The 22,286-nt window shown below is 66.1% G+C and carries 22 protein-coding genes; 10 read left to right on the top strand and 12 right to left on the bottom strand.

What is annotated here, in order from left to right; all coding sequences use genetic code 11:
• Positions 1–47: 47 nt before the first annotated feature.
• The 4 genes from vph (at position 48) to ACNQVK_RS11635 (ending at position 4,984) form a co-directional block, all read left to right on the top strand.
• Positions 48–911, top strand: coding sequence for a viomycin phosphotransferase (gene vph / locus ACNQVK_RS11620; RefSeq protein ID WP_418029633.1), 864 nt, complete (start codon positions 48–50; stop codon positions 909–911).
• 45 nt (positions 912–956) lie between these two features.
• On the top strand, positions 957–2,099 hold the full coding sequence (locus ACNQVK_RS11625; RefSeq protein WP_418029634.1) for a zinc-binding dehydrogenase: 1,143 nt from the start codon (positions 957–959) through the stop codon (positions 2,097–2,099).
• 26 nt (positions 2,100–2,125) lie between these two features.
• Entirely contained in the window at positions 2,126–4,051 is a 1,926-nt protein-coding gene (locus ACNQVK_RS11630; protein WP_418034124.1) for a potassium transporter Kup, read from the top strand.
• Between the two features lie 264 nt (positions 4,052–4,315).
• Positions 4,316–4,984, top strand: coding sequence for a phosphate signaling complex PhoU family protein (locus tag ACNQVK_RS11635; protein WP_418029635.1), 669 nt, complete (start codon positions 4,316–4,318; stop codon positions 4,982–4,984).
• A gap of 36 nt (positions 4,985–5,020) precedes the next feature.
• On the opposite strand, the gene ACNQVK_RS11640 is transcribed toward ACNQVK_RS11635, so the two are convergent.
• Positions 5,021–6,358, bottom strand: a complete 1,338-nt coding sequence (locus ACNQVK_RS11640; RefSeq protein ID WP_418029636.1) for a hypothetical protein — start codon at positions 6,356–6,358, stop codon at positions 5,021–5,023.
• Positions 6,359–6,469: 111 nt separating this feature from the next.
• Between ACNQVK_RS11640 and ACNQVK_RS11645 the strand changes: the two genes are divergently transcribed.
• Together ACNQVK_RS11645 and ACNQVK_RS11650 are read left to right on the top strand one after the other, a co-directional pair.
• Positions 6,470–7,126 carry a cutinase family protein gene (locus ACNQVK_RS11645; RefSeq protein ID WP_418029637.1) on the top strand — a complete coding sequence of 219 codons (657 nt, stop codon included), beginning with the start codon at positions 6,470–6,472 and terminating at the stop codon, positions 7,124–7,126.
• A gap of 54 nt (positions 7,127–7,180) precedes the next feature.
• Entirely contained in the window at positions 7,181–8,833 is a 1,653-nt protein-coding gene (locus ACNQVK_RS11650) for an acyl-CoA synthetase (RefSeq protein ID WP_418029638.1), read from the top strand.
• Positions 8,834–8,844: 11 nt separating this feature from the next.
• Here the strand turns inward: ACNQVK_RS11650 and ACNQVK_RS11655 are convergent, their stop codons facing one another.
• Positions 8,845–9,684, bottom strand: a complete 840-nt coding sequence (locus ACNQVK_RS11655) for a 1,3-beta-glucanase (protein ID WP_418029639.1) — start codon at positions 9,682–9,684, stop codon at positions 8,845–8,847.
• Positions 9,685–9,815: 131 nt separating this feature from the next.
• Here ACNQVK_RS11655 and ACNQVK_RS11660 point away from each other — a divergent pair, with 131 nt between their 5' ends.
• The 3 genes from ACNQVK_RS11660 (at position 9,816) to ACNQVK_RS11670 (ending at position 11,508) form a co-directional block, all read left to right on the top strand.
• Positions 9,816–10,106, top strand: coding sequence for a hypothetical protein (locus tag ACNQVK_RS11660; protein WP_418029640.1), 291 nt, complete (start codon positions 9,816–9,818; stop codon positions 10,104–10,106).
• Between the two features lie 178 nt (positions 10,107–10,284).
• Complete coding sequence (locus tag ACNQVK_RS11665; protein WP_418029641.1) at positions 10,285–10,707, top strand: hypothetical protein; 423 nt, start codon at positions 10,285–10,287, stop codon at positions 10,705–10,707.
• Between the two features lie 123 nt (positions 10,708–10,830).
• A complete protein-coding gene (locus ACNQVK_RS11670) occupies positions 10,831–11,508 on the top strand; it encodes a YczE/YyaS/YitT family protein (RefSeq protein WP_418029642.1) in 678 nt (225 codons plus the stop codon).
• Positions 11,509–11,598: 90 nt separating this feature from the next.
• On the opposite strand, the gene ACNQVK_RS11675 is transcribed toward ACNQVK_RS11670, so the two are convergent.
• Positions 11,599–12,285: a hypothetical protein gene (locus ACNQVK_RS11675; protein WP_418029643.1), complete on the bottom strand. Its 687-nt coding sequence runs from the start codon at positions 12,283–12,285 to the stop codon at positions 11,599–11,601.
• Between the two features lie 120 nt (positions 12,286–12,405).
• Here ACNQVK_RS11675 and ACNQVK_RS11680 point away from each other — a divergent pair, with 120 nt between their 5' ends.
• Entirely contained in the window at positions 12,406–14,670 is a 2,265-nt protein-coding gene (locus ACNQVK_RS11680) for an AAA family ATPase (protein WP_418029644.1), read from the top strand.
• Here the strand turns inward: ACNQVK_RS11680 and ACNQVK_RS11685 are convergent.
• From ACNQVK_RS11685 to ACNQVK_RS11725, 9 genes are all read right to left on the bottom strand, one after another.
• Complete coding sequence (locus ACNQVK_RS11685) at positions 14,600–15,430, bottom strand: bile acid:sodium symporter family protein (protein WP_418029645.1); 831 nt, start codon at positions 15,428–15,430, stop codon at positions 14,600–14,602. The genes ACNQVK_RS11680 and ACNQVK_RS11685 overlap by 71 nt on opposite strands.
• A gap of 11 nt (positions 15,431–15,441) precedes the next feature.
• Positions 15,442–16,449: a hypothetical protein gene (locus tag ACNQVK_RS11690; protein WP_418029646.1), complete on the bottom strand. Its 1,008-nt coding sequence runs from the start codon at positions 16,447–16,449 to the stop codon at positions 15,442–15,444.
• Complete coding sequence (locus ACNQVK_RS11695) at positions 16,446–17,792, bottom strand: Dyp-type peroxidase (protein ID WP_418029647.1); 1,347 nt, start codon at positions 17,790–17,792, stop codon at positions 16,446–16,448. The genes ACNQVK_RS11690 and ACNQVK_RS11695 overlap by 4 nt, the downstream gene beginning before the upstream one ends.
• Positions 17,789–18,352 carry a hypothetical protein gene (locus ACNQVK_RS11700; RefSeq protein WP_418029648.1) on the bottom strand — a complete coding sequence of 188 codons (564 nt, stop codon included), beginning with the start codon at positions 18,350–18,352 and terminating at the stop codon, positions 17,789–17,791. The genes ACNQVK_RS11695 and ACNQVK_RS11700 overlap by 4 nt, the downstream gene beginning before the upstream one ends.
• 125 nt (positions 18,353–18,477) lie before the next feature.
• Positions 18,478–19,719, bottom strand: coding sequence for a YeeE/YedE thiosulfate transporter family protein (locus tag ACNQVK_RS11705; protein WP_418029649.1), 1,242 nt, complete (start codon positions 19,717–19,719; stop codon positions 18,478–18,480).
• 36 nt (positions 19,720–19,755) lie between these two features.
• Complete coding sequence (locus ACNQVK_RS11710) at positions 19,756–20,046, bottom strand: cupin domain-containing protein (protein ID WP_418029650.1); 291 nt, start codon at positions 20,044–20,046, stop codon at positions 19,756–19,758.
• A 13-nt stretch (positions 20,047–20,059) separates the two neighbouring features.
• The gene (locus ACNQVK_RS11715) at positions 20,060–20,380 is read right to left on the bottom strand and encodes a hypothetical protein (protein ID WP_418029651.1); all 321 of its coding nucleotides are present in this window, start codon (positions 20,378–20,380) and stop codon (positions 20,060–20,062) included.
• An 11-nt stretch (positions 20,381–20,391) separates the two neighbouring features.
• Positions 20,392–21,753, bottom strand: coding sequence for a cytochrome P450 (locus ACNQVK_RS11720; RefSeq protein WP_418029652.1), 1,362 nt, complete (start codon positions 21,751–21,753; stop codon positions 20,392–20,394).
• A gap of 96 nt (positions 21,754–21,849) precedes the next feature.
• Positions 21,850–22,272 carry a YybH family protein gene (locus ACNQVK_RS11725; protein WP_418029653.1) on the bottom strand — a complete coding sequence of 141 codons (423 nt, stop codon included), beginning with the start codon at positions 22,270–22,272 and terminating at the stop codon, positions 21,850–21,852.
• Positions 22,273–22,286: the final 14 nt, after the last annotated feature.

Genomic DNA, 22,286 nt, shown 5'->3' on the forward strand with positions numbered 1-22,286 from the left:
CACCACGTGGACGTTCGTAGCGTTCGCGGCGTGGAACCATGGGACGCATGAGCGTCGTTGCGGCACATCGCACTTTGTTGAGCCGTCTGCTGCCTGGCGACCAGCCCGACGACCTCGCGGTACGGCAAGGGCAATTCCACCTCGTGGTCATCGGATCAGATCGTGTCGTGTGTCTTCCTCGCACTCGCGCAGCAGCCGACCGGTTGCCCGGGCGGGTGACCTCGCTTCGCACACTCGCCAGTCTCGACCTCGGTTTCCGCACCCCCGAGCCTCTCCTCCTGGGCGGCGCACCCGGCACCGACGAGCCGCCGTTCCTGCTGCTCAGCAGAATTCCCGGGGAACCGCTCGACAACGACGCGCTCGACGATGACCGGGTGGCCGAAGCCGTTGCAGGGCAGTACGCCACATTGCTGTCTGCTCTGGCCCGGGCCGGCACCAACCAGACAGTACGAGCAGAGCTCCCTGAGGCCCCGGCAGACCGATGGCGCCAGTTCGCCGAGAGCGTACGCGCGGAGCTGTTCCAGCTCATGTCCCACGACGGGCGCCTGCGGGCCGAGCGAGAACTCGCAGCACTCGACGACCTTCCCCATCTCACTCAAGCAGTCGTCCACGGCGACCTCGGTGCCGAGAACGTGTTGTGGGAGTGGCGAGATGGCCTGCCGCATCTTTCCGGAGTCCTCGACTGGGACGAGGTAACCCTCGGCGACCAGGCCGAAGACCTCGCAGCGATCAGTGCCGGCTACAGCCCCGAATTCCTGGCTCGAGTACTCGCACTGGGCAGTTGGTCAAACCACGCACACGCTGACCGTATTGCCCCGATCCGTGGCACATTCGCTCTGCAGCAAGCTCTCTACGCAATCCGTGACGGTGACGAGGAAGAACTTGCTGACGGTCTGGCCGCCTACCGCTGAGTGAACAACGGGCGTAGCCCGCCGCCACAGACGTAGTGTTCAGGGATGACCGAAGCACTGCCCAAGACTGCCCTGGAACTGCGGTCGCTGGTGACACCGGACGGCACGCTCGAGTTGTCGCTGAACGAAGTCGAAGTTCCAACCCCGGGCCCGGACGAAGTGGTGGTCCGGGTGGAAGCCTCGCCGGTCAATCCGTCGGATCTGGGTTTGCTGATTCCCAGCGTCGCCGACATGACGGCAGCGACGGTGACGGGCACCGCTGACCGGCCCGTGGTCACCGCACCGCTGCGTGAAGGATCGCTGGCCGGTCTGTCGGCCCGCATCGGCGACTCGCTTCCGGTCGGCAACGAGGGCGCGGGCACCGTGGTCGCGGCCGGGTCGTCGCCGGCGGCGCAGGCACTGGTGGGCAAGACGGTCGGGATCGCCGGCGGCGCGATGTACTCGCAGTACCGCGTGGTCAATGCGGCGGCGTGCCTGGTGCTGCCCGACGGGGCCACGGCGAAGGAAGGCGCATCGTCGTTCGTCAATCCGCTGACAGCGCTGGGAATGCTGGAAACCATGCGCCGCGAAGGACATTCGGCCCTGGTGCACACGGCGGCGGCGTCGAATCTGGGTCAGATGCTCGTCAAGGCGTGCCTCGCCGATGGGGTGCCGCTGGTCAACATCGTCCGCAAGGCCGAACAGGAAGAAATACTGCGCGGGCTGGGGGCGGTCCACGTCTGCAACTCGGCGTCCCCGTCGTTCGAGGCCGATCTCGTCGAGGCGCTCAAGGCGACGTCGGCGACGCTGGCGTTCGACGCCACCGGCGGCGGCACGCTGGCCGGCCAGATCCTCAACGGCATGGAGCAGGCAGCCAGCGCGACCGCTGCGCAATACTCCCGATACGGGTCGTCCGTGCACAAGCAGGCGTACATCTACGGCAGCCTCGACACCAGCCCCACCATCCTCACCCGGAACTTCGGGATGGCCTGGGGCGTGGGCGGCTGGCTGCTGACGCCATTTCTCGCCGGTGCGGGGCCGGAGACCATCGCCAGGCTGCGCGCCCGCGTCGCCGCGGAACTCACCACAACCTTCGCGAGCACCTACACCCAGGAGGTCTCACTGGCGGGCCTGCTGAAGCCTGACGCGTTCAACAGCTACCTGAAGAAGGCCACCGGCGAGAAATTCCTCGTGACGCCTCAGCTCTGACAGGACGGTCGACCTTCGTGCCCACCATGTCCGCGACCGCCGGTGCTTCACACGGCGCCGCTCACGCCCTCCGGCCCGCGATCGTCATCGGCGCGCTGGGTGTCGTGTTCGGCGACATCGGCACCAGCCCCATCTACACCGTGCAGACGGTGTTCAACCCGGCCGATCCACACCCCGTGCCGCTGAACGACGCCAACGTCTACGGGGTTGTGTCGTTGATCTTCTGGTCGGTGATGCTGATCGTCACCCTGACCTACGTCACTCTGGTGATGCGCGCCGACAACCACGGTGAGGGCGGCATCATGGCGTTGATCACGCTGCTGCGCCGCGGCAGCGGGACCCGTGGCCGGCGCACCACGATGCTGCTGGCCGCACTCGGATTGTTCGGGGCGGCACTGTTCTTCGGTGACTCGATGATCACCCCGGCGATTTCGGTGCTGTCGGCCGTCGAGGGACTCAAGGTCGTCGAACCCGGGCTCGAAGTTTGGGTGGTACCGATCACCGCGGTGATCATCGTCGGGTTGTTTCTCGTCCAACGCCAGGGCACAGCCGTGGTCGGCCGGTTCTTCGGGCCGGTGATGATCGCGTGGTTCACCGCGATCGGCCTATGCGGTGTCGCCGGTATCGTCGCCAACCCCGGAATTCTGGCCGCGCTTTCCCCGTCGTACGCAATCACGTTCCTGGCAGGGCACTTTCACATCGCCTTCTTCGCACTCGCCGCGATCGTGCTCTCGGTGACCGGCGCGGAGGCGCTCTATGCCGACATGGGCCATTTCGGGCGGCGCGCCATCACCATCGGGTGGCTGGGTCTGGTGTTGCCGGCCTGCACGTTGAACTATTTCGGGCAGGGCGCGTTGATCCTGGCCGACGAGTCGAAGTCGAGCGCACCGTTCTTCCTCCTCACACCGGAATGGGCGCAGATCCCGATGGTGGTGTTGGCGACGGCGGCGACCGTCATCGCGTCGCAGGCGGTGATCACCGGCGCGTTCTCGGTGGTCTCGCAGGCGGTGCAGCTCGGATACCTTCCCCGGCTGCGCATCACCCACACCTCGGCGTCGACGATCGGCCAGATCTATGTGCCGTGGATCAACTGGATGCTCATGTTGTCGGTGCTCACGCTGGTGTTCGCATTCGAATCCTCTGCGGCACTTGCGTACGCGTTCGGCATGGCGGTCGTCGGCACCATCACCATCACCACGGTGCTGTTCCTGTACCTGGCCCGCCAGCAGTGGCGGTGGCCCCTGTGGGTACTGGTGCTCGGTGGCGGGGCTTTACTGACCGTCGACCTGTTGTTCTTCGCCGCGAACCTCACAAAACTCGTGCACGGAGCCTGGCTGCCGCTCGTCATCGCCGTCGCCGCCTTCATAGTCATGACCACGTGGCAGCGCGGCAGGGCCGTGGTGACCGCATCCCGGCGCGAGATCGAAGGCCCGCTGCGCCCGTTCGTCAGCGAGATCGCCCAGAAGCGACCGACGCTGACCCGGATCCCCGGAACGGCAATATTTCTCAATCGCGGCGACGACACGGTTCCGCTCGCCATGCGCGCCAACGTCGACCACAACCATGTCGTGCACGAACACGTGCTGATCGCGTCGGTGGAGACGGAGCCCGTTCCTCGCGTGTCTGACGAGAATCGCATATCGGTGGACGACCTCGGCTACCGCGACGACGGCATCCTGCACGTCACCATCCACGCCGGCTACATGGAACGGCCGGATGTCCCGGCGGCGCTGAAGCTGGTACCCGCCGAGGAAACCGAAGGTGGCATCGATCTCGACAATGCGTCGTACTTCTTGTCGCATCTCGATCTCGTCCCGGGAACCGAACCCAACATGGTCCCTTGGCGCAAGCGACTTTTCATCGCCACCTCACTCGTGACAGCCGATGCGGCAGGGTACTTCAACCTGCCTCCGGATCGCACCGTCATCATCGGTTCCCGTATGGAGGTCTAGCCGGGCACAGGGCGAGCAACGCGATGTGCCCGGGAGGGGTGATGCCGGCGGGGTAGCCGGCTCTGAAGAACGCGACGATGTTCCTCATCCGGGTCGAACAACTCATCTTCGGATCCTTGTGTGACATCCCTTGGCGACCAACACCGGTCGAGGCCAACGTAATGTCCCATCGCCGGCCATCGCACCTGCGCCAGCCGAATACTTACGAATCGTTGATGCCGCAGGGCGCCCATCTATACGTTCCCGACTCTTATCGTGGGGAACATGCGAGATGGGTTTCACCGACAGCTGGATCTCCTCACCGCGGACATCGCGATGCTCTGTCACGCGGCTGGGATCGCGATGAGTCATGCCACCGAAGCGCTTCTGTGCGCGCAGATTTCGGCAGTTGAAGAAGCCATCGGCGATCACCGACGTATCTCGGCGAAGGCCGCTGAGGTCGAGGGCATCGCCTATCGTCTGCTGGCCCTGGAGTCGCCCGTCGCATCTGATCTGCGTGCCGTTGTCACCAGCATGCAGCATGCCAACGATGCGGACCGAATGGGGGCGTTGGCACTACACGTCGCCGAGGCTGCCCGCCGGCGGCACCCGCAACGCGCCGTGCCGCTGGACATCAGCATCGTCTTCGCCGACATGGCTGCCATTGCGGTGCAGATCGGCAGTGCTGCAAGAGATGTCGTGCTGTCCGGTGATCCGGTCAGGGCGAACCAGCTGCGGTACGACGACGACCGGATCGATTCGTTGCACCGCGGCCTGTTCGGCAAGGTGATGGATCCCCAGTGGAGCCACGGGATCGCGGCCGCGATCGACGTGACGTTGCTGAGCAGGTACTACGAGCGGTTCGCCGACCATGCCGTGGACATCGGGGTCCGCGCGGCGTTTCAGTACACCGGCTGTCCCTCCTCACGCTCGGCGATTGCCGCGGGATGTTGACGATCGAGCCTTAACCGGCAGGCACGGCCGCGGGCCTCATGCGTCGTTCCCGCCCTCGCCCTTCTTGTCGGCAGGCTTCTCGGCATCGGCCGGCTTCGCGTCGGCGGGCTTCTTGGTCTCCTGTGCGGCGCCCTTGCCCGTCAGTTTCTGCACGGTCTTGCCGACGGCCTTGACCGAGTCGTTCACGTTCGACTTCACCTCATTGCGCAGCTGGGCAAGCGGATTGGCCTTCGTCACGTTGAGCTTCGGGCGCTTCTTGACCGGACCCGACTCGGGCGCATCGGTGCTGGAATCCAGTGTCTCCGCCGTGCTGACCTGATCTTCTGCAGCCGCCTTTTCTGTGCCAACCGTGACGAGCTTGGGCTGCACCTTCGGAAGTTGGGTCGGGGAGCCGGACTCCACTGCCTTCGAGACGCCGAGAGAACGCGCCCCGACGGCGGGGCTCGTTGTCACGCCGGCGGCGGCATCGGGGTTGAAGATGCGTTGCAGCACTTGGCCAAAGGCGGTGTCGGGTCCGCCGGTGGCCTCGGCCAGGGCGACGTGGAGCGCGGCGGCGCCACCGACCTCGAAGTAGTAGCTCGTCACATTGTCGAAGGCGAAGTTGGCGACATCGGAGATCACCGGGAGGTTGGTGTCGGCCAGTGACAGCAATGCCGCGTCGCTGAGGAAGTAGCCGACACCGGTCAGCCCGGCGGGCGCGCTCGGCTCCTCGGTGGGGTAGTAGACGTCGTCCTCGAGGACCCACGGGCCGTAGTCACCGTTGAACGCCGCGGCGATGTCGTCGAACGTGACATCGCTCAGCGGCACCGGATTGAGCGCCCCCAGCGCGGCCAGACTGGTGATCGCCTGCGCCGCCGACGGGTTGAAGATCTGTTGCAGCAGTTGACCGAAGGTGGTGTCGGGTCCGCCGGTGGCCTCGGCCAGGGCGACGTGGAGCGCGGCGGCGCCACCGACCTCGAAGTAGTAGCTGGTGATGTTGCTGTAGGCGAAGTCGGCGGCGTCGGAGATGAGGGGGAGGTTGGTTCCGACCAGCGACAGCAGCGCGGCGTCGCTGAGGAAGTAGCCCAGGCCGGTCAGTCCGGACGGGGCGCTCGGCTCCTCGGTGGGGTAGTAGACGTCGTCCTCGAGGACCCACGGGCCGTAGTCACCGTTGAACGCCGCGGCGAGGTCGTCGAACGTGACATCGCTCAGCGGCATCGGGTACAGCGCCGCCAACAGTCGCAGCTGGTCGACCGTGATGGTGCGCGTAGCCGGCGCCGGAGTTGCTGCCGTGACCGCCGCCTGTTGTGGACGCGCCGGCGGCGGGGCTGCCCCGACCAGCACGGCCGTACTTGCGAGAGCGATACCAGCCACGAGAATCGGTCGAGCGCTCATGTTCCCCCTGTGCGAATGCTGTTAAATTGACGTGAGGGTAACAAGGGTCACCGCTCACGGCATCCGGAAGCCGGGTGCGCGACTCGCCCGATGTCACAAACAGGGGTCCATATGCGACAACCCAACATGGAGACAGCACAGGCGCATCGTGTCCTCGGAGCCGTCGCGGTCTTGACCGGGGCCGTGCCCGTCGGCTTCCTCAACGTCCCGGCCGCCGCGGCAGCCCCCTGCCCCGACGTCGAAGTCGTCTTTGCCCGCGGCACCACCGAGCCGCCCGGCGTCGGGGGAGTGGGGCAGGCGTTCGTCGATTCGCTCCGTTCGAGGATCGGCGGGCGCTCGCTGGGGGTGTACGCGGTCAACTACCCGGCCACCAACGACTTCGCGAACAGCTCGACCGCCGGCGCCAGGGACGCCAGCGCCCACATCCAGTCGATGGCGGCCAACTGTCCCAACACCAAGATGGTGCTCGGCGGGTTCTCCCAGGGTGCCGCAGTCATCGATATGGCCAGTACGGATCTCCCGCCTGGTATCAGTGACCACGTCGCGGCGGTGGCCGACTTCGGCGGTCCCAGAACCCTTTTCGCCGACGGCCTGTCGCCCGGCCCGCTTCCGGCGATCAGCCCGCTCTACGCGGGAAAGATGATCGACATGTGTGTGCCCAACGATCCGATCTGTTTTGAAGGTGGCTGGGATATGCGCGCACACAACGCCTACATCCAGACCGGGCGGGTCGACGATGCGGCGGCCTATGCCGCGGGCCGGCTGTAGTCGATCCGCGCAATCCCCCGCTGCGCTGTCGGTCCACACGACACAATGGGCCGCATGGTGGCTGGACTGACCGGTATTCGACACACCCTGCAACAAGTGACCGAATCGGTGCACGCGGTCAAGCGGCTCACCGACACCGGCATCATCGACCTGAAAGACCTGAAGTCGACGGTTCGGGCCGCGAAACTCGCGCCCGTTTACGGACCTCAGGCGACGATGGCGATCCAGGGTGGCCACAGATATCCGACCTTGCCGGCGATCGTCGACGAGCGCGGGCAGTTGACGTATCAGCAGGTCGACGATCAATCGTGGGCATTTGCGCGTGGCCTGCAGTCTCTCGGCGTCACGGCGGGATCGGTCGTCGGCGTGCTGTGCCGCGACCACCGCGGTCTGGCTCTCGCGATGGCCGCGTGTGGCAAGCTCGGCGCCCGGATGGTGCTGATGAACACCGGGTTCGCCAAACCCCAGTTCGCGCAGGTCTGCGACCGCGAGAAGGTCGGCGTGATGCTGCACGACAGCGAGTTCCTCGGTCTGCTCGACGCGCTGCCCGCCGATCTGCCCCGCGTGCTCACCTGGGTGGATGACGGCGCCGAGCTGCCCGCGGGAGCGCAGACCCTCGACGACATCGTCACCACGAATTCCACTGCGCCACTTCCCCCGCCACCGAAGGCCGGCGGCTCGGTCATCCTGACCAGCGGTACGACCGGCCTACCCAAGGGGGCGCCGCGCGGTGCGGTGTCTCCACTGGCGACGGCGCAGATAATCGACCGAATCCCGTTCCCCCGCAAGGGAACCATGGTCATCGTCTCGCCGATCTTCCACAGCACGGGGTGGGCCACCTACGGGGTCGGCGCGGCGTTCGGCAACAAGATCGTGACTGCCAGGCGGTTCAATGCCGAGGGCACACTGAAACTCATCGCGCAACACCGGGCCGACATGCTGGTGGCGGTCCCGACGATGCTGCACCGGATCGTCGAACTCGGCCCCGACGTCATCGCCCAGTACGACACGTCGTCGCTGAAGGTGATCCTGATCGCCGGGTCGGCACTGAGCCCTGAGCTGTCCACGAGGGTGCAAGACACGTTCGGCGATGTTCTCTACAACATGTACGGCTCCACCGAGTGCGCCATCGCCTCCGTCGCCACCCCCGCCGAGCTTCGCGCCGCGCCCGGGACCGCGGGCCGCGCGCCGGTCACCTGCGAGGTGGTGCTCTACGACGAGAACGACCAGCGACTTGAGGGCCGCAACCGTCGCGGTCGAATCTTCGTCCGCAACGGCGCGCCGTTCCAGGGCTACACCGATGGCCGCACCAAGCAGATCATCGACGGCTACATGTCCAGCGGTGACATGGGCCATTTCGACGACGACGGGCTGCTGTTCGTCGAGGGCCGCGACGACGACATGATCGTCTCCGGCGGTGAGAACGTCTTCCCGCAGGAAGTGGAGAACCTGTTGGAGCAACGCGGCGATGTCGCCGAGGTTGCCGTGGTGGGTGTTGACGACGTCGAGTTCGGAAAGCGGTTGCGCGCCTTCATCGTTTCCGAGCCCGGCGCGGCGCAGGACCCCGCAGACATCAAGCAGTACGTCAAAGAGAACCTGGCGCGCCACAAGGTGCCTCGCGACGTGGTGTTCATCGACGAACTACCCAGGAACGCCACCGGCAAGCTGCTGCGCCGGGTGTTGGTGGAGATGAAAGTCGATACCTGACCTGAGACCGGCTACCAGACGCGCACGTAATCCACGAGCATGTCGGCCGGGTAGGTCCCGCCGCTGGGGTCTTCTCCACCGGAGCCCGCGACCGCGAGGTTCAACACCACGAACATCGTGTAGCCGGGCTGGCTGAACGGCCAGTCAGGGAGCTGGCTCGCCGAAACCTCGAAGTAGGGCTTCGCCCCCTCGGTGTAGTCCTGCCAGAACCGGGCGCCGTTGGCGTCCCACTGGGTACGCCAGGTGTGCCAGCCGGTGTCGACGGCGATGTTGTGGGTCTCCCACTCGCCGCCGTTGGACTTGGCGTGCACGGTGGTGGCCGACGGCCATTTGCCGTTGCCGTACCACTCGACGATGTCGAGTTCGCCCTCGCCCAGGGTGCCCAGCCAGAATGCCGGCCAGGCGCCGGCGGTCAGGCAGTTGAACTTGATCCGCGCCTCCCAGGTGTGCCCGGCACCGCCCTCCCACACGCTGGCCAGCTTGGCGCCGTAATAGGCGTCGCCTTCCTTGGTGGCCCGGATGACGAGGTTCCCCTTGCCGTCGAGGAACGCGTTCTTGCGGTCGTCGCGGTACTGGCCGATGCGGCCGGGCTGCTCCCAGTAGGTGGGGTCCTTGATGGTCTCGCGGGCCTTCGCGATGGTCCACTTCGACGCATTCGGCGCGGAGCCCGCTGCCCCGTCGAATTCGTCCGCGAACACGTAGTTCGTCGCAGCCTGCGGCGCTGAGGGCGCCGGAACGGGCGGTGTCTGGGGCTTGGTCGGGAATGCCTGAGCCTGCGGGGCGGGCAGTGCCGCCGCCATCACGCCCAGACCTGACAACATCATCATTTTTCGACGATCCAAGTTGGCCATGTTGGACCACGATAGCGGTGCAGCGTGCGCAAGTAGGGATCGAGCGGTTTTGCCGGCGGGCAGTTCGGTTCAGATCATTTCCATAGGAAACGCTTCATCCCTGCTCAGCCAGCGCGGGGACAGTGGGTTGTATGACCACGCCGATCGAATCATCACGCCGGGCGAGCACGGACTCCGCGTCCGGTATCCGGCGTCGCGACTGGCCGCTGAGCGTGCCGGCCGCCGGACTCGTACTCGCCGGCGCGGTCGTCGCTGTCCTGCTCAGTGTCGCCACCGACGGGCAGTGGGCGACGGTGCTGGCCTCACTCGCCGGTTTCGCGACCGCCATCACGGTGATCGCGGCGGCGGTGATCAGCTGGGAGCACGTCGTCGTCAACGCCCGCACGGCCGGGTTGGTCGAGTTCGAGGTCGAATCCCGCTAACTGCCAGGGGAGGGTCTGCCCACCGGTACCGGTGGTAGTCGTGACTCGCCAGCTAAGTGCGGCACCTTCCGTGGCCGAAGCCCCGGCCAATCCTGCTGTCCCCGAGGCGTGTTCGTGTGAGATGCTCTGCGCGTCAATTTATGGGCACCGGGTCGGGGCGACTTCAGGGAGTGCGATCGTGAGACTTGTCATGGGCTTTATTCCGGCGATGGTTCTCGCCGGGACGGCTGTCGGTTTCGCGGGCCCGGCTGCCGCCGAAGAGCTCAACGGCACCTATCGCTATGACCATGACGGTCCGTCGACGTGGAGCACCTGGACCGTCACGTCCTGTGGCGCGGGATGCGCCGACGTGTCGGCCACCGGCGGCGCGACCTGGGCGCCGTATGGCGGCCAGGCCCACCTGGACAGCGGGCGTTGGACGATGGTGAGCCCCTGGCCCGACGCGGGGACCTGCGAGGGCACCCCGCTCACCGCCTCACGCACCCTCTCCTGGGACGACGCGACACTGACCGGCAATGGCTTCGCCACCTGGGAGAAGAGCGACTGTGGCCCGGCCGAGCGCAGTGAGCGATTCTCGTTCACCTTGACGAAGCTTTCCTAGAACGCCAGCGCCGATGCGTTGAGTTTGCGTACAGGGTCGTGATTCCTGCCGGATCACAGCCCTGTGTGCAATTTCAACGCGTCGACCGTGAATAGCCGCCTAGCTCTGCCATAGTCGTGGATTGTGGGTAGTCAGAACATGCACTACTGGCGGCGGTCGTTCTGGGCGCTCGTGGGTGTGGCTGTCCTGGGATTCGGGTCGGCGGTGTTGCGCGTCGCGCAGGTCGGCGTGGATCCCTACACCGCGGCCAACATCGGCATCAGCAACACGATCGGTCTCGACCTCGGCACGTACCAGCTGATCAGCAATGCGGTGCTGCTGATCCCGGTCTTCTTCTTCGGTCGCATGTACATCGGGATCGGCTCGGTCATCAACATGGTGATGACGGGGTACTTCGTCCAATGGTTCTCGGCCCTGTTGGGCCCGATGGTCCCCAGCGAGCCGACCCGGCTGGTGCAGACCGTGATGTTCCTCGTCGGGATCACGTTGTTCGCCGCCGGTGCGTCGATGTACATGACCGCCGCGCTGGGCAACGCCCCCTACGACGCGATCGCCCCGATCATCGTCGATCACACGCGCCTGCCGTACCGGGTGGTGCGGGTGGCCCAGGACCTCGCGTTCGTCGCGTTGGCGTTGACGTTCCACGGACAGGTCGGTATCGGGACCGTGATGACCGCTTTCTTCGCCGGTCCGTTGATCGACTTCTTCACCGAGAAGGTCAACAAGCCGCTGATGAAGAAGGACCTGGCGGCACTCGAGGCGTTTCAGGAGCGCGTCAAGACCACCCGCTGGCACTTCTGACGGGTGGCTCAGGCCAATTCGGGTAAATCGTTGGTGTAACCAGGCTTTCAAGCCTCACCGAGGAGAACTGCGGCAATGATCCGGCGGCGCTCATTCCGTGGCGTTCGCCCCGCCGCCGCCCTCAAGCTCTCCCGATATCCCGCGTTCGATCTGCGCCAGGGTTCGCTCTGGCAACACCATGAGACCGTCGAGCTCTCGTCGAGCCAGGCTGTATGCCCGCGCGCGTTCCTGAGGGGTCGCCGTGGTGTCCGAAGCCACCAGCAACATGCTCTGGGCACGGCTGACGCGCTGCTGCTCGGCCTCGGAGAAGTGGCGACGCCGCGTCCGGATGGCCTCGCTCTCGGCGACGTGAAACGCCGATGCGTAGTCCTCGACGGCCTCGCGGTATTCGACAAAGGCGTCGCGGTCGTTGACGAGGGCTTCCGCGGCGATCGGTCTGAGCAGATCTGCCCGTAACTTGGCGCGGTGGAACTGCTGGGTGACAGGTTCGCGCATATCGGTCATCAGCGGGTAGTTCAGCAGCTTCACCAGATCGAGCTCGTATTCCAACCACCGGGTGTCGGTCCGGTCGTGTTCTTCGATGGTGCGGCGGATCGCTCGCCACCGACCCGATTCGGTCGCGGGGGACCGATCGGGCCCAGGATCCACATCTGTGTCGGCAGCGGATTCGATGCCCCGGCCACGAACCGCTCCCAGCCCTTTCATCGCCGCCACGATCACGCCGATCACCGGGACGAGGATGATCAGCAGTTCCACCAGCCGGATGATCAGTCCCACCTTGCCAGGATGCCACCGCTGTACCGATCGGTCAGGCTGCGACGACGATCGATCCCAGCCACCCCGGGCAACCAGATCGCGTTCGGACCTGCGGGATCTCGTCTGGCCTAGGATACGAAAGTGGGAGCAGGATCCTGGCCGGCGCACATTCCGGTGGCGACCGTCGGACGGCCGGCCACCGCGCGCGCCGGTGTTTCCCGCCCAGGAATTGCCCGTGTACTGCGGGATCGCACCGGGCTGGTGGCGATCGCCGCCCCCGCGGGGTACGGCAAGACCACCGCGGTCGTGCAGTGGGATGACGCCGACGAACGCCCGTTCGCCTGGGCGCGGCTGGACAACCTCGACAACGACCCCGCGCATCTGCTGCTGCATCTCGCCACGGCGCTGAACCAGATCAGGCCCATCGACCCGGCGGTGCTGCACTATCTACAGGGCGCGGGCCGCGCCGAAACCCAACTGGTGTCGGCGTTCGTCCAGGCGCTCGAGAGCTGCGGGCCCGTCGTCCTGGTGCTCGACGACGTTCACGAACTGTCGGCGAGCGCAGCCGTCGACACCCTGCGCGCAGTGGTGGACCTGGCTCCGAATTCCACGACGCCGGCGCTGATCGGCCGGCAGATGCCCGCGCTCGATCTGGCGCGACGCCGCCTGCAGGGCGATGTCGTCGAGATCGGAATTCCGGAGCTGAAGCTGTCCGGATCCGAAGGTGCGGCCGCATTCGCGGCCCTCGGTGCATGCATGGACAAGGCCACGATTGCGCGCGTCCTCGACAAATGTGAGGGCTGGGCGGCCGGGGTGGTCATGGCGGCGATGGCGCTGCGCGATGGCGCGCCCGCTGAGGTGGTGACCGGCAGGCACCGGCTGGTGGCCGACTATCTGGTGGAGGAGGTGCTCAGTCAGCTCGAACCCGACACCGTCACGTTTCTGACGGAATCAGCGGTCCTGGACCGCTTTTGCGCCGACGAGCTCGATGCTCTGCTGGGACGTACCGATTCGGCTGCGATGCTCGACGCAATCACTCGGTCGGGCAACATGTTTCTGGTTTCCCTTGACGCCCAAGATGTCTGGTACCGCTATCACCAGCTGTTCGGTGATCTGTTGCGGGCCCGATTGCGCGACCGCGATCCGGACCGGTTTCGGGAGCTGGCGGCGAGGGCGGCGGATCGGCTGGCCAAGGCCGGTGACGTCGACGGCGCGTTGACCCAGGCGCTGGCCGCCGAGGACCGCCCTCAGGCGGCCGCGCTGGTGGGCATGGACGCCGTCCGCTTGGGTTTCGACGGTCGTGTCGGTGTGCTGGCCCGGCGGCTCAGCCTGATCGACGAGCAGACCTTCACCGACTACCCCGACGCGGCGATCGCGCGGGCGTGGCTGGGCGTGATGAACGGTGACGCCGAGTTGATCCAGCGGTCGTTGCTGACCGCGAGCGCGGCGGACACCGGTGAACCGCTTTCCGACGGCACGCCCTCGGTCGAGGTGGCTGCGGCGCTGATCGGTTCACTGATCGGTGTCGGGGGCGTGCGGAAGGTCATCCGTCACGCCGAAACAGTTTGTAGCGCAGGCGATCACCTGGTGAATCCATGGTGGGGCGCGGCCACCACCATGAAGGGCGCCGCGCTGTCCATGCTCGGCGAAGCCGCGCAGGCGCGGGCCACCCTGGAATCCGCGCTGCCGGTGACCGAAGATCTGCCCGGATTCCAGGCTGCGGCGTTGGCACATCTCGCCGCGCTGGACTTGCTCGACGGTGATCTGTCGGCCGCCGTCGAGCACACCGCGTCCGCGCGCTCGATCGTCGACTCACGGGACCTGTCCGACATGGTCCCGATGGTGGTGGTCTACGCCGTCGATTCGCTGGTCCGGGCCCGGCGCGGCGACGTGGCGGGCGCGCGCTCGGCCGTCAGCGCGACCGAGCGGCTCGTCGACCGGCTGGGCGATCTGTCCGCGCGCACCGCCCTGATGGCGCACGTGCTGGTCGCCGGTGCCGCTGTCGAAATCGACGACACCGAACTGTGCGACCGGCACCTGGTCGAGGCGCAACGAGCCCACCGGCGTGAAACCGAGGCCGTCGGCGTCGGGCAGTGGCTGGACCGGATCCGAACCCTGTCGGCAGCCCGAACGGCCCGCGGTGCACGGTCGGCGCTGACGACGGCGGAGCTGCGGCTGTTGCCCTACCTGGCCACCCATCTGTCTCTGCAGCGCATTGCCGACGAGCTGATCCTGGGCCGGGAAACCGTGAAGAGTCAGGCCACGTCGATCTACCGAAAGCTCGCCGTCTCCTCGCGCGCCGCGGCGGTGGCCGAGGCCGACCGGCTCGGGCTGCTCAGCGAGTCCGCGCGAGCCGCCGCGCGAACGGCAACAGCATCAGAAACTCGGCGATCAGCACGACGGTGATCATCACGACCACCTTGGGATCGGTGAAGTTCTGGCCGGCGACCACGAACGCAGCCGCGGCGTTGCGCTGGGCGGTCCCCAGCGCCAGCACCTCCCGCGTCCCGGGACCGCCCATGAGCCAACCGATCCCGGCGCAGATCACCGTGTAGATGACGGCCGCCAGGATGCCGAACGTGCCGAAAACCGACAGCACGCTGTTGAAATGGGCGGCGATGGTGAACGCGATCACCAGGATCATGCTGACGGTGGAGACCTTCGCGATCACGGGCTGGAGCCGGGCGGCCACGCCGGGTCCGCGGGCCCGCAGCAGCAGGCCCGCGGCCAGCGGGATGAGCATCAGCACCACGAGGGACATCGCGATCTGGGCGGGGTCGACCGCGGTGCCCGAGACGAAGATCGGCAGGATCAGCGGCACGTATCCCACAGTGACCACCATCAACAGCACCATCAGGCCCACCGCGAAGGCCATGTCGGCCTTCGCGAACTCGGCGAGCTTGATCAGGAACGGTGCGCCGGCCGCGAGCCCGCACAACAGCAGCCCGATCCCGAGCGGGTCGTCCAAGTCGAACACCCGCCACAGCCCGAACGCGGCCAGCGGGGCCAGCACGAAGTTGGCCGCCAGGGACAGCGCCACTACACGAATGTTCTTGAGCGGGGCCAGAATCTGACCGACGGTCAAGCCCAGGCCGACCGCCAGGGTGCTCGATACCACGAAGAAGACGACGGCGATATTCGAACCCCGCAGGAGGAGATCGTTCATACCGGCCCCCATCAAGCCATCGTGACCAGGTTGCGCCAGAAGGACTTCAGGCTGTCACTGGCGCCGAACAGCGTCGTGAAGTGGGTGGAGTCGACCAGCACGATGTCTCCGGCTCGGTCACCGGACGGTGGCATGTGGATCAACGCGTTGAACTCGGTGTTGCCCGCCAGCGTGAACGGATGTGGACGGGTCTGGTCGATCAACTGCCGGCCCAGCACTCTGAGATCCGGCCCCTCGGGCGCGGTCAGCTCATAGTGCGGAAGGTGCGGATGCAAGGCCAGCGTCGTGACGTCCTTCAGCAGGCCGGCGGAATCCAGATCGTGGAATCGGGTGAGCGGCACAATCTGTCTGGTGCCCTCGACCGTGGCCGGACGCAGGCCCCAGGTGTTGTGCACCGGGATGTTCAGTCCGGTCAGCAGTGACCGGGCGTAGCCGCTGAAGCGCTGGATTCGCGGGGTCAGCGGATCACCGTGGTGCAGGTACTCCATCTGCTGCTGTTCCTTGTCGTCGGTGAACCCGACGTCGTGATGTGGTGCCAGCATCAGGCAGGTGCCCTCACGCTTCAACCACTGCTGGATCGCGGCGATCTCGTCGTCGGTGGCGGCCTCGTCGCCGAGCAGGTGGTCCAGGCCGAAGATCATCAGGGTGTCGGTGTCGTCCAGGATGCGTTCATCGATCGGCAACCGGTACCCGGCCTGATCGACCCGCTGGAACACCGCCACCGGATGCCCGGTCGCTTCGCCGGCGACGTCCTGGAACAACAAGGACGAGCGGTGAAACAGTTCCAGCGTTCCGTCGATGCCCTGCAAGAATTCGCGGGGGTCGTACTCGGGTCCTGCATAAGCGGGCCAGGTCGCCAGCCGCACCTCCGTCATGGTTGAGAACCGGTTGTACAGCAACGTCGGGTCGCGCTGGACCTCCCACGGGTAGCTCCACGACCAATAGATGGACACGCGTCGTTTCCCGTTGTGCGGGCGGGCGATATGGGCTTGGTTGTAGGTGCGGGCAGGGGTGCTCATGCTGTCTCCTTGTTTCTAAGGGCCCCGAGGTCTTGCAGGTAACGCAGCGCGTTCAGGCCGGGCAGGAAGAAGTACGCCCCGCCGCGCAGCGTGGTGAATGCGGGTAATCCCTTGTGTACTTTGCGGATCGGCCGCTTCGGGATCGTGAAGTCCAGCGTGCCGTCCTGGGTGCCGCAGATGGGGTCGTGTTCGTTTCCGAGTTCTTGGAACGCCGCGTCGTTGATCCAGACGTTCTGGGCGAACTCGAACTGACGGATCAGGCTGGCGCAGATCAGGAACATCCCGACGCCACGTTCGATCCCGTCGTCGGTGACGCCGTCGGGCAGCGCCGGCCCGTAGGTGCCGCTGCGCCGGATCAGCCTGCGGCGATTCGGGTTCGGCTCCGTGTCGCGTGGGTTCAGGCGGCGGGCATGGGAACCGAGCGGACAGGCATAGCCGAGCGGATCCATCTGACCGTAGTCGAAGTCGTTGTTACGCATCGGATCCGCACCCAGTTCCGGATCGTCGTGTTCGGATGCCAGCACCAACGGCGCACCGCTGCGCCAGCGGCCCATGAACTTGGCGGCCAGCAGCTCCTCGCCCTCGGCGCCCTCGGCGTTCTGCTTCAGATAGTCGCGGAAGACCCCGACATGTTCCTCCAGCCGGCGGTACGCCAGGTAGCTACCGTTGCGCGAAAGCGACTCGGGGGTGGGCTGGTTCGACACCAGCCCCTCTTCGTCTGGATAGCCGAGGAGGAACTCACCCGGTGCCAGCGCCCCGCCCGAGCCGGGGATCAGCTCCTCGCCCGAACCCTTCATCTGCGGCTGGGACACCGGGTCGCGGTAGCCGAAGTGATCGTGGTCGTACTCGAACGGCGCGGTGGCGGCCAGATCCAAATGCGACAGTGACCGCACCCCGGGGCAGCGGGACAGCAGTGCGTCGTGCTCGCCGACGCACCGGACACGTTCCTCTTCGTCCCGGGCGAACAGGATGACGATCGCGTGCAGATCGTCGCCCGCGAGCCCGCCCGCCCAGTGTTCCGGTGCGGCCGCGCCGGTGTCCCCGAGGATGTCGGCGCGCGACGCCATGCCCTCCCGGAACTCGGCTGGGAAGGACGCCAGTGACTGCTCGTCAACTCCCAATGCGCGCAACCCGTTCCAGGTGAAGGCCAGGTTGACCCAACGCTTGAAGACGTTCACGGTCTCGCGGACATCGGTGGCCGACTGCACGAGGGGGACCATCTCGGCCAGCCAGGCTCGTCCCGCTTCGGGAGTGTCGAAGGACAGGAACTCGTACCGACCGGTCAAGTGGGGCGTACCGGTCAGCATGATGTGCTGGATGTCGTCGAATTCGAGGGCTGTCATTGCATTTGGTCCAGCATGTCGGAGAACGCGGCCTTGAGCCGCAACGCTTTCTTGACCTCCTCGGACGTCACGTACGGATACTCGCCGTATTCCAGGAAGCTGGGCACCTGGTGGTCGCGGACGAACATGATGAAGGCCTCAGGGTTGGTCTTCCAGTCCTCCGGGAAGCCCTCCAGGTGGGTGAACGCCGTGGTGATGCCCGTCGAGCTGAACAGTTTGACGGCGTCCTCGGTGTACTTGTCGAAGTCGGTGTCGAAGATGCCTTGGTACTGGAAGTGCAGACCCGAGCCGACGTCGAAGAGCTGCCAGCGCAGGTAGTGCAGCTTGAGCGGGGCGAGCACGTCGGGCTGTGCGGCGACTGCCGCTTCGAGCTGCTTGCCGTAGTCGCGGATCGCCTGCTCGTGGCCGTCGAGCACCTTGGCGATGATGTTGAAGCCGTAGCACGCGGGGGTCCGGGGAAAGACCGGGCCGTACCGTCCCCGGGTCAGTTCGAAGTAGCCCTCCCGGGGGATGGCGAGAGCTGCGGGCTGGGTCCAATCGTTGTTTCCGTTGTGCGCCATGGCAACGAGATTATGAACGCGGTGGCCTCACGTCGTCCCCCAATTCGGGGGAAGTTGTCCAGCAGGTGAGGTGCGGTCGGCAAGCTGCAAGAAGGGCCGCCGAAAGATCGAGATCGAGACGGTGTTCACAGCTCGCCCTTGGCCGGGTCCACCTTCCAGGTGCAGTGGCCATAGACGACCCGTGCGGTGAGCAGCATTCCGACGAGCAGGGCCGCAGTGAAAAGCCATGCACTGACCGCCAACTGGATACCGCCGCTGAGGGTGTGCCCGCTGGTGCATCCACCGGCCATCCGGGCCCCGAAGATCACGAAAAATGATCCCGCAAAGCATGCCGCCGCCCGCTTGGCGCGGCCGGGGCCGAATCGATTTCGCCACGAGGGGGGTATGACGGGGCGGAACGCGTTGAAGCGACCTGTGATGAACAGAGCCGAGAAAAGGGATCCGAGCAGGACACCGAGAACGACCAGGGGCTCCCAGCCGATTGTGGCGAAGACCTGTCGGCTGTAGTCGAAGTCCGGCATGAAGAGATGCCCCACCATCCATGAGTAGGTGGTGGACATGCCGAAGGGCTGACGAAGGAACAGTGACAGAACCACGAGCGCGGCCACGAACGTGGCCGCCATGGCGGTGGCTCGCGCGAAGAAGGTCGCGCTGGGCACTCGCTGTGACGCCAGCCGCGAAAGTAGGGCGGGCCGGGCCGGCACGGCCGCACCTTCGGCAAGGTAGGCAGCGGTGTCCTCGGCGCAGGCTCGGTCGTGTTCATCGACCGGGGTGTTGGTGGTGCGTAGGTGCTGAAAACAACTGTGCTGTCCACCCGCATATCGCGGCAGGTAGTACAGCAGCATCAACGCGGCCGCCGCATAAGCGAATGCGATTGCGAGCATGGGCATGGGGCGGACACTCGCGACGTTTCCGGTTGCCACGAGATCACCGAGGTCCGCGGTGTGCACCAGCCAGCGGCCTGCATCGGTCTGGTAAACCGCGGTCCACGCCGCAGCGCCGAGGAGTCCGCCGGGCAGAGCTGCCAGGGCGTCTCGGCGGCCCTCCCCGAGGGCGATCATCTCGGTGCCCGGAAAGTAGCCGCATACGGCCGCACCGGCGCCGAACATCAACCCGCCGAGGGTGACGCCGATCAGATACGTGGGTCTCGGCGAGAAGTGCATCGAGAATCCCAGCGCGTAGAGGCCGTACAGCAGGACGGCGCCTACCGAGGTGACGAACAGGAAACAGCCGAGGAGGAGCCGGTCCACCAGCCGGGCAGTTCGGATGATTGTCTCGGGGTTGCCGATTCCCCACAACGATGCCGGCACACTGAAGGCCGCACCGATCAGCAATCCCACCCACAACGGAGCTGTGACGCTGACCATGCTCACCTCCTGAGGCAGCCGGCGACGGGGCTCTGGCTAGGCGAGCCGCTCCACTTCGACGAAGACGATCGTCTCGACGTCGCCGCGATTCTCGACGGTGTGCTCGGAACCCGCGGGGCGTGAATAGCTCTGGCCGGCTACGAGTTCCGCGACGATCTCGATACCGTCGGCGGTGACGACGTGCATGGTGTCGGTGACCATCGGGACAACCACGTACTCGTGCTCGTGCCGGTGCATCGGTATCGCTCCGCCCGGTTCGATCGTCCACTTGGTGACCCGGAACCAGTCATTTTCGAGTTGGACCTCGCCCCGGGATCCGGTCGTCATGTTCGCGGCGCCGTCAGAAGTCCGGCGTACTCACGTCTTCGAGCTCCTGCTCGGGGCCGGTCGGTGCGACCGGGGCGGTGGGGGTCGTCTGGACTTCTGCCGACCCGCATTCCGTGCCGCTCACCCCGGGCGGGCACAGGTTGTTGCCGCTCGGTGAGTTCGGTACCAGATAGGGGACACAATTCTGGGTGTAGGTGTCGTTGTCCTCGCCATTGGGGCAGTCCGCGAGCACGGTCGACGGGGCTGGGAGGGCGACGACCGCAGTCGCCGCCACCATCGCGACCGCGGAGCAGGCGGTGACGATCAGGTGTCGGGTGGTGATCAGGGGTTTCATGTCGTTCACTTTCAGTCGATGACCGCGGTCGCCTTGTGCTCGGTGATCGGAGCGGCCAGCTGCTGCTCGTCGCAGATCCGTTGCAGTTTCTCCAGTGTCTCAGCAAGACCCGGCCCCGTCCGGCGGCCCGGTGTGAAGGTTGCGGGTAGGTGCCGCATGCCCTGGATGACGCCGATGGTCTCGTAGTGCACGGTGCCCCCGGGATCGCACCGGTAATCCGGCATTCGGTCGAGCACACCGGTGAGCATCGACTTGAACACCGTGCGCGCCACATTCGAACCGATACAGCGATGCACTCCAAGGCCGAAACTGAAGTGGCGGTTACCCGTTCGATCCATCATGAGATCGTTCGGGTTCTCGAAGACCCGTGGGTCACGGTTGGCCATCGCCCAGGACAGCCACAGCCGCTCACCCTCTTTGAGCGGCACGCCGTCGACCTCGATGTCCTCGGAGATCGTGCGGCCGTCCCCGGGGGCCGGGGTGAAGAATCGCAGGAACTCCTCGGTCGCCGAGTCGAGCAGGGAAGCGCGGTCCCGGCTCAACCGCTCCCGCTGATCGGGGTGCCCGGAGAGCCACTCGAGCGAATGCGCGGTCAGCGCCGTAGTGGTGTCGAAGCCTCCGCCGATCAGGAGCATGAGCATGCCCAGGATCTCCGAATCGGGTGCCGGCTCGCCATTGATGCGCATCCGGACCATGGCGTCGATCAACCCCGGACGCGGATCCTCGCGGATCACCGCAACGTGGCCCATCATGTGGACCGCGGAGGCCACGGACAGGTCGAAGACCCGTTTGGCGTCTGGGGAGTCGGCCCGTGTGTACACCGATGCGTGTGCGGGTTCGCAGTAGATCTCCCATTCGGCAAGTGGGACACCCAGCAGGCCTAGGGTCAGCACCGCCGGAACGATGTTCGCCAGGTCGTCGACGAAATCGATACTGCCGTCTTCGATCTTCTCGTCCAGGCACGCCCCGACGAGCACGTCGACCACCGGCTTCCACCGTGCGACGGCGGCCGGTGACAGGTAGCCGTTGAGTGGTGTCCGGTAGGCGCGGTGCTCGGGATCGTCCATCTCCAGCATGCCGCCGCGGAACTGCGTGCTCACCTCGCCGCGCGGAATGTTGATGCCCCGGTAGCCTTTTCGTTCCCCGACGATGTCGTTGTCATTCGAGATGTGTGGGCAGCGGGCGAGTTCGAAGACTTCGCTGCTGCCGGCCGCGACCCAATGCCCGCCGTAGGTGTCGGTCCAGGCCAGCGGGCAGGCGCCCAGCATCTCGGACGTGATCGGCTCGAACTGGTCGCGATACTGCGGGGTGTGCCGATCGAAGTGGTAGCTGTGCTCGACATGTCGAGCTTCTGCCGTCGCACCCTCGGTCATCCGCGCCCCCAACGTCGTTGTCGGTCTGCAGGTCCGAGGATATGAACTATCAGGCCTACCGTGGGCGGTTCGCGCAGATCGGCAGGTGAACCGTGATCAGGGGGTGAGATTCAGTACGGCCTTGCCGTACTCGAGATCGGCGGGCACCGAGACATGGTCGTGGGTGACGACCCAGACGCCGTCGACGCAGCGCAGGCACGCCGTCCACCGCAGCCACATGTCGATGTCGCGGCCACTGGCCAGGGTGCCGCAGACGTGGTTGAGGCTGTGTACGAACGCGATGTCGCCCTCGGTGGTGACGGTCAACTCGTGCACGTCGTACCCGATCGGGCCGGTGTATGCGGTGAAGACTTCCTGCCAGGCCCGTCGCTTGTTGTCGTCTCCCGCGTACCGCAGTGGCGCCCCGAGGTCGAAGGAGACGACATCGGGGGCATAGAGCGCCGTGAGCCTGTCGATGTCGCGCGCGCGGATCGCATCCACACCGTCGGCGATGCGCTGTCGAATGGCGGCTTCAGTCATGCTCGTCACGGTAG

The organism is Mycobacterium sp. 134, from assembly GCF_048282715.1.
Taxonomy (GTDB): domain Bacteria; phylum Actinomycetota; class Actinomycetes; order Mycobacteriales; family Mycobacteriaceae; genus Mycobacterium; species Mycobacterium septicum.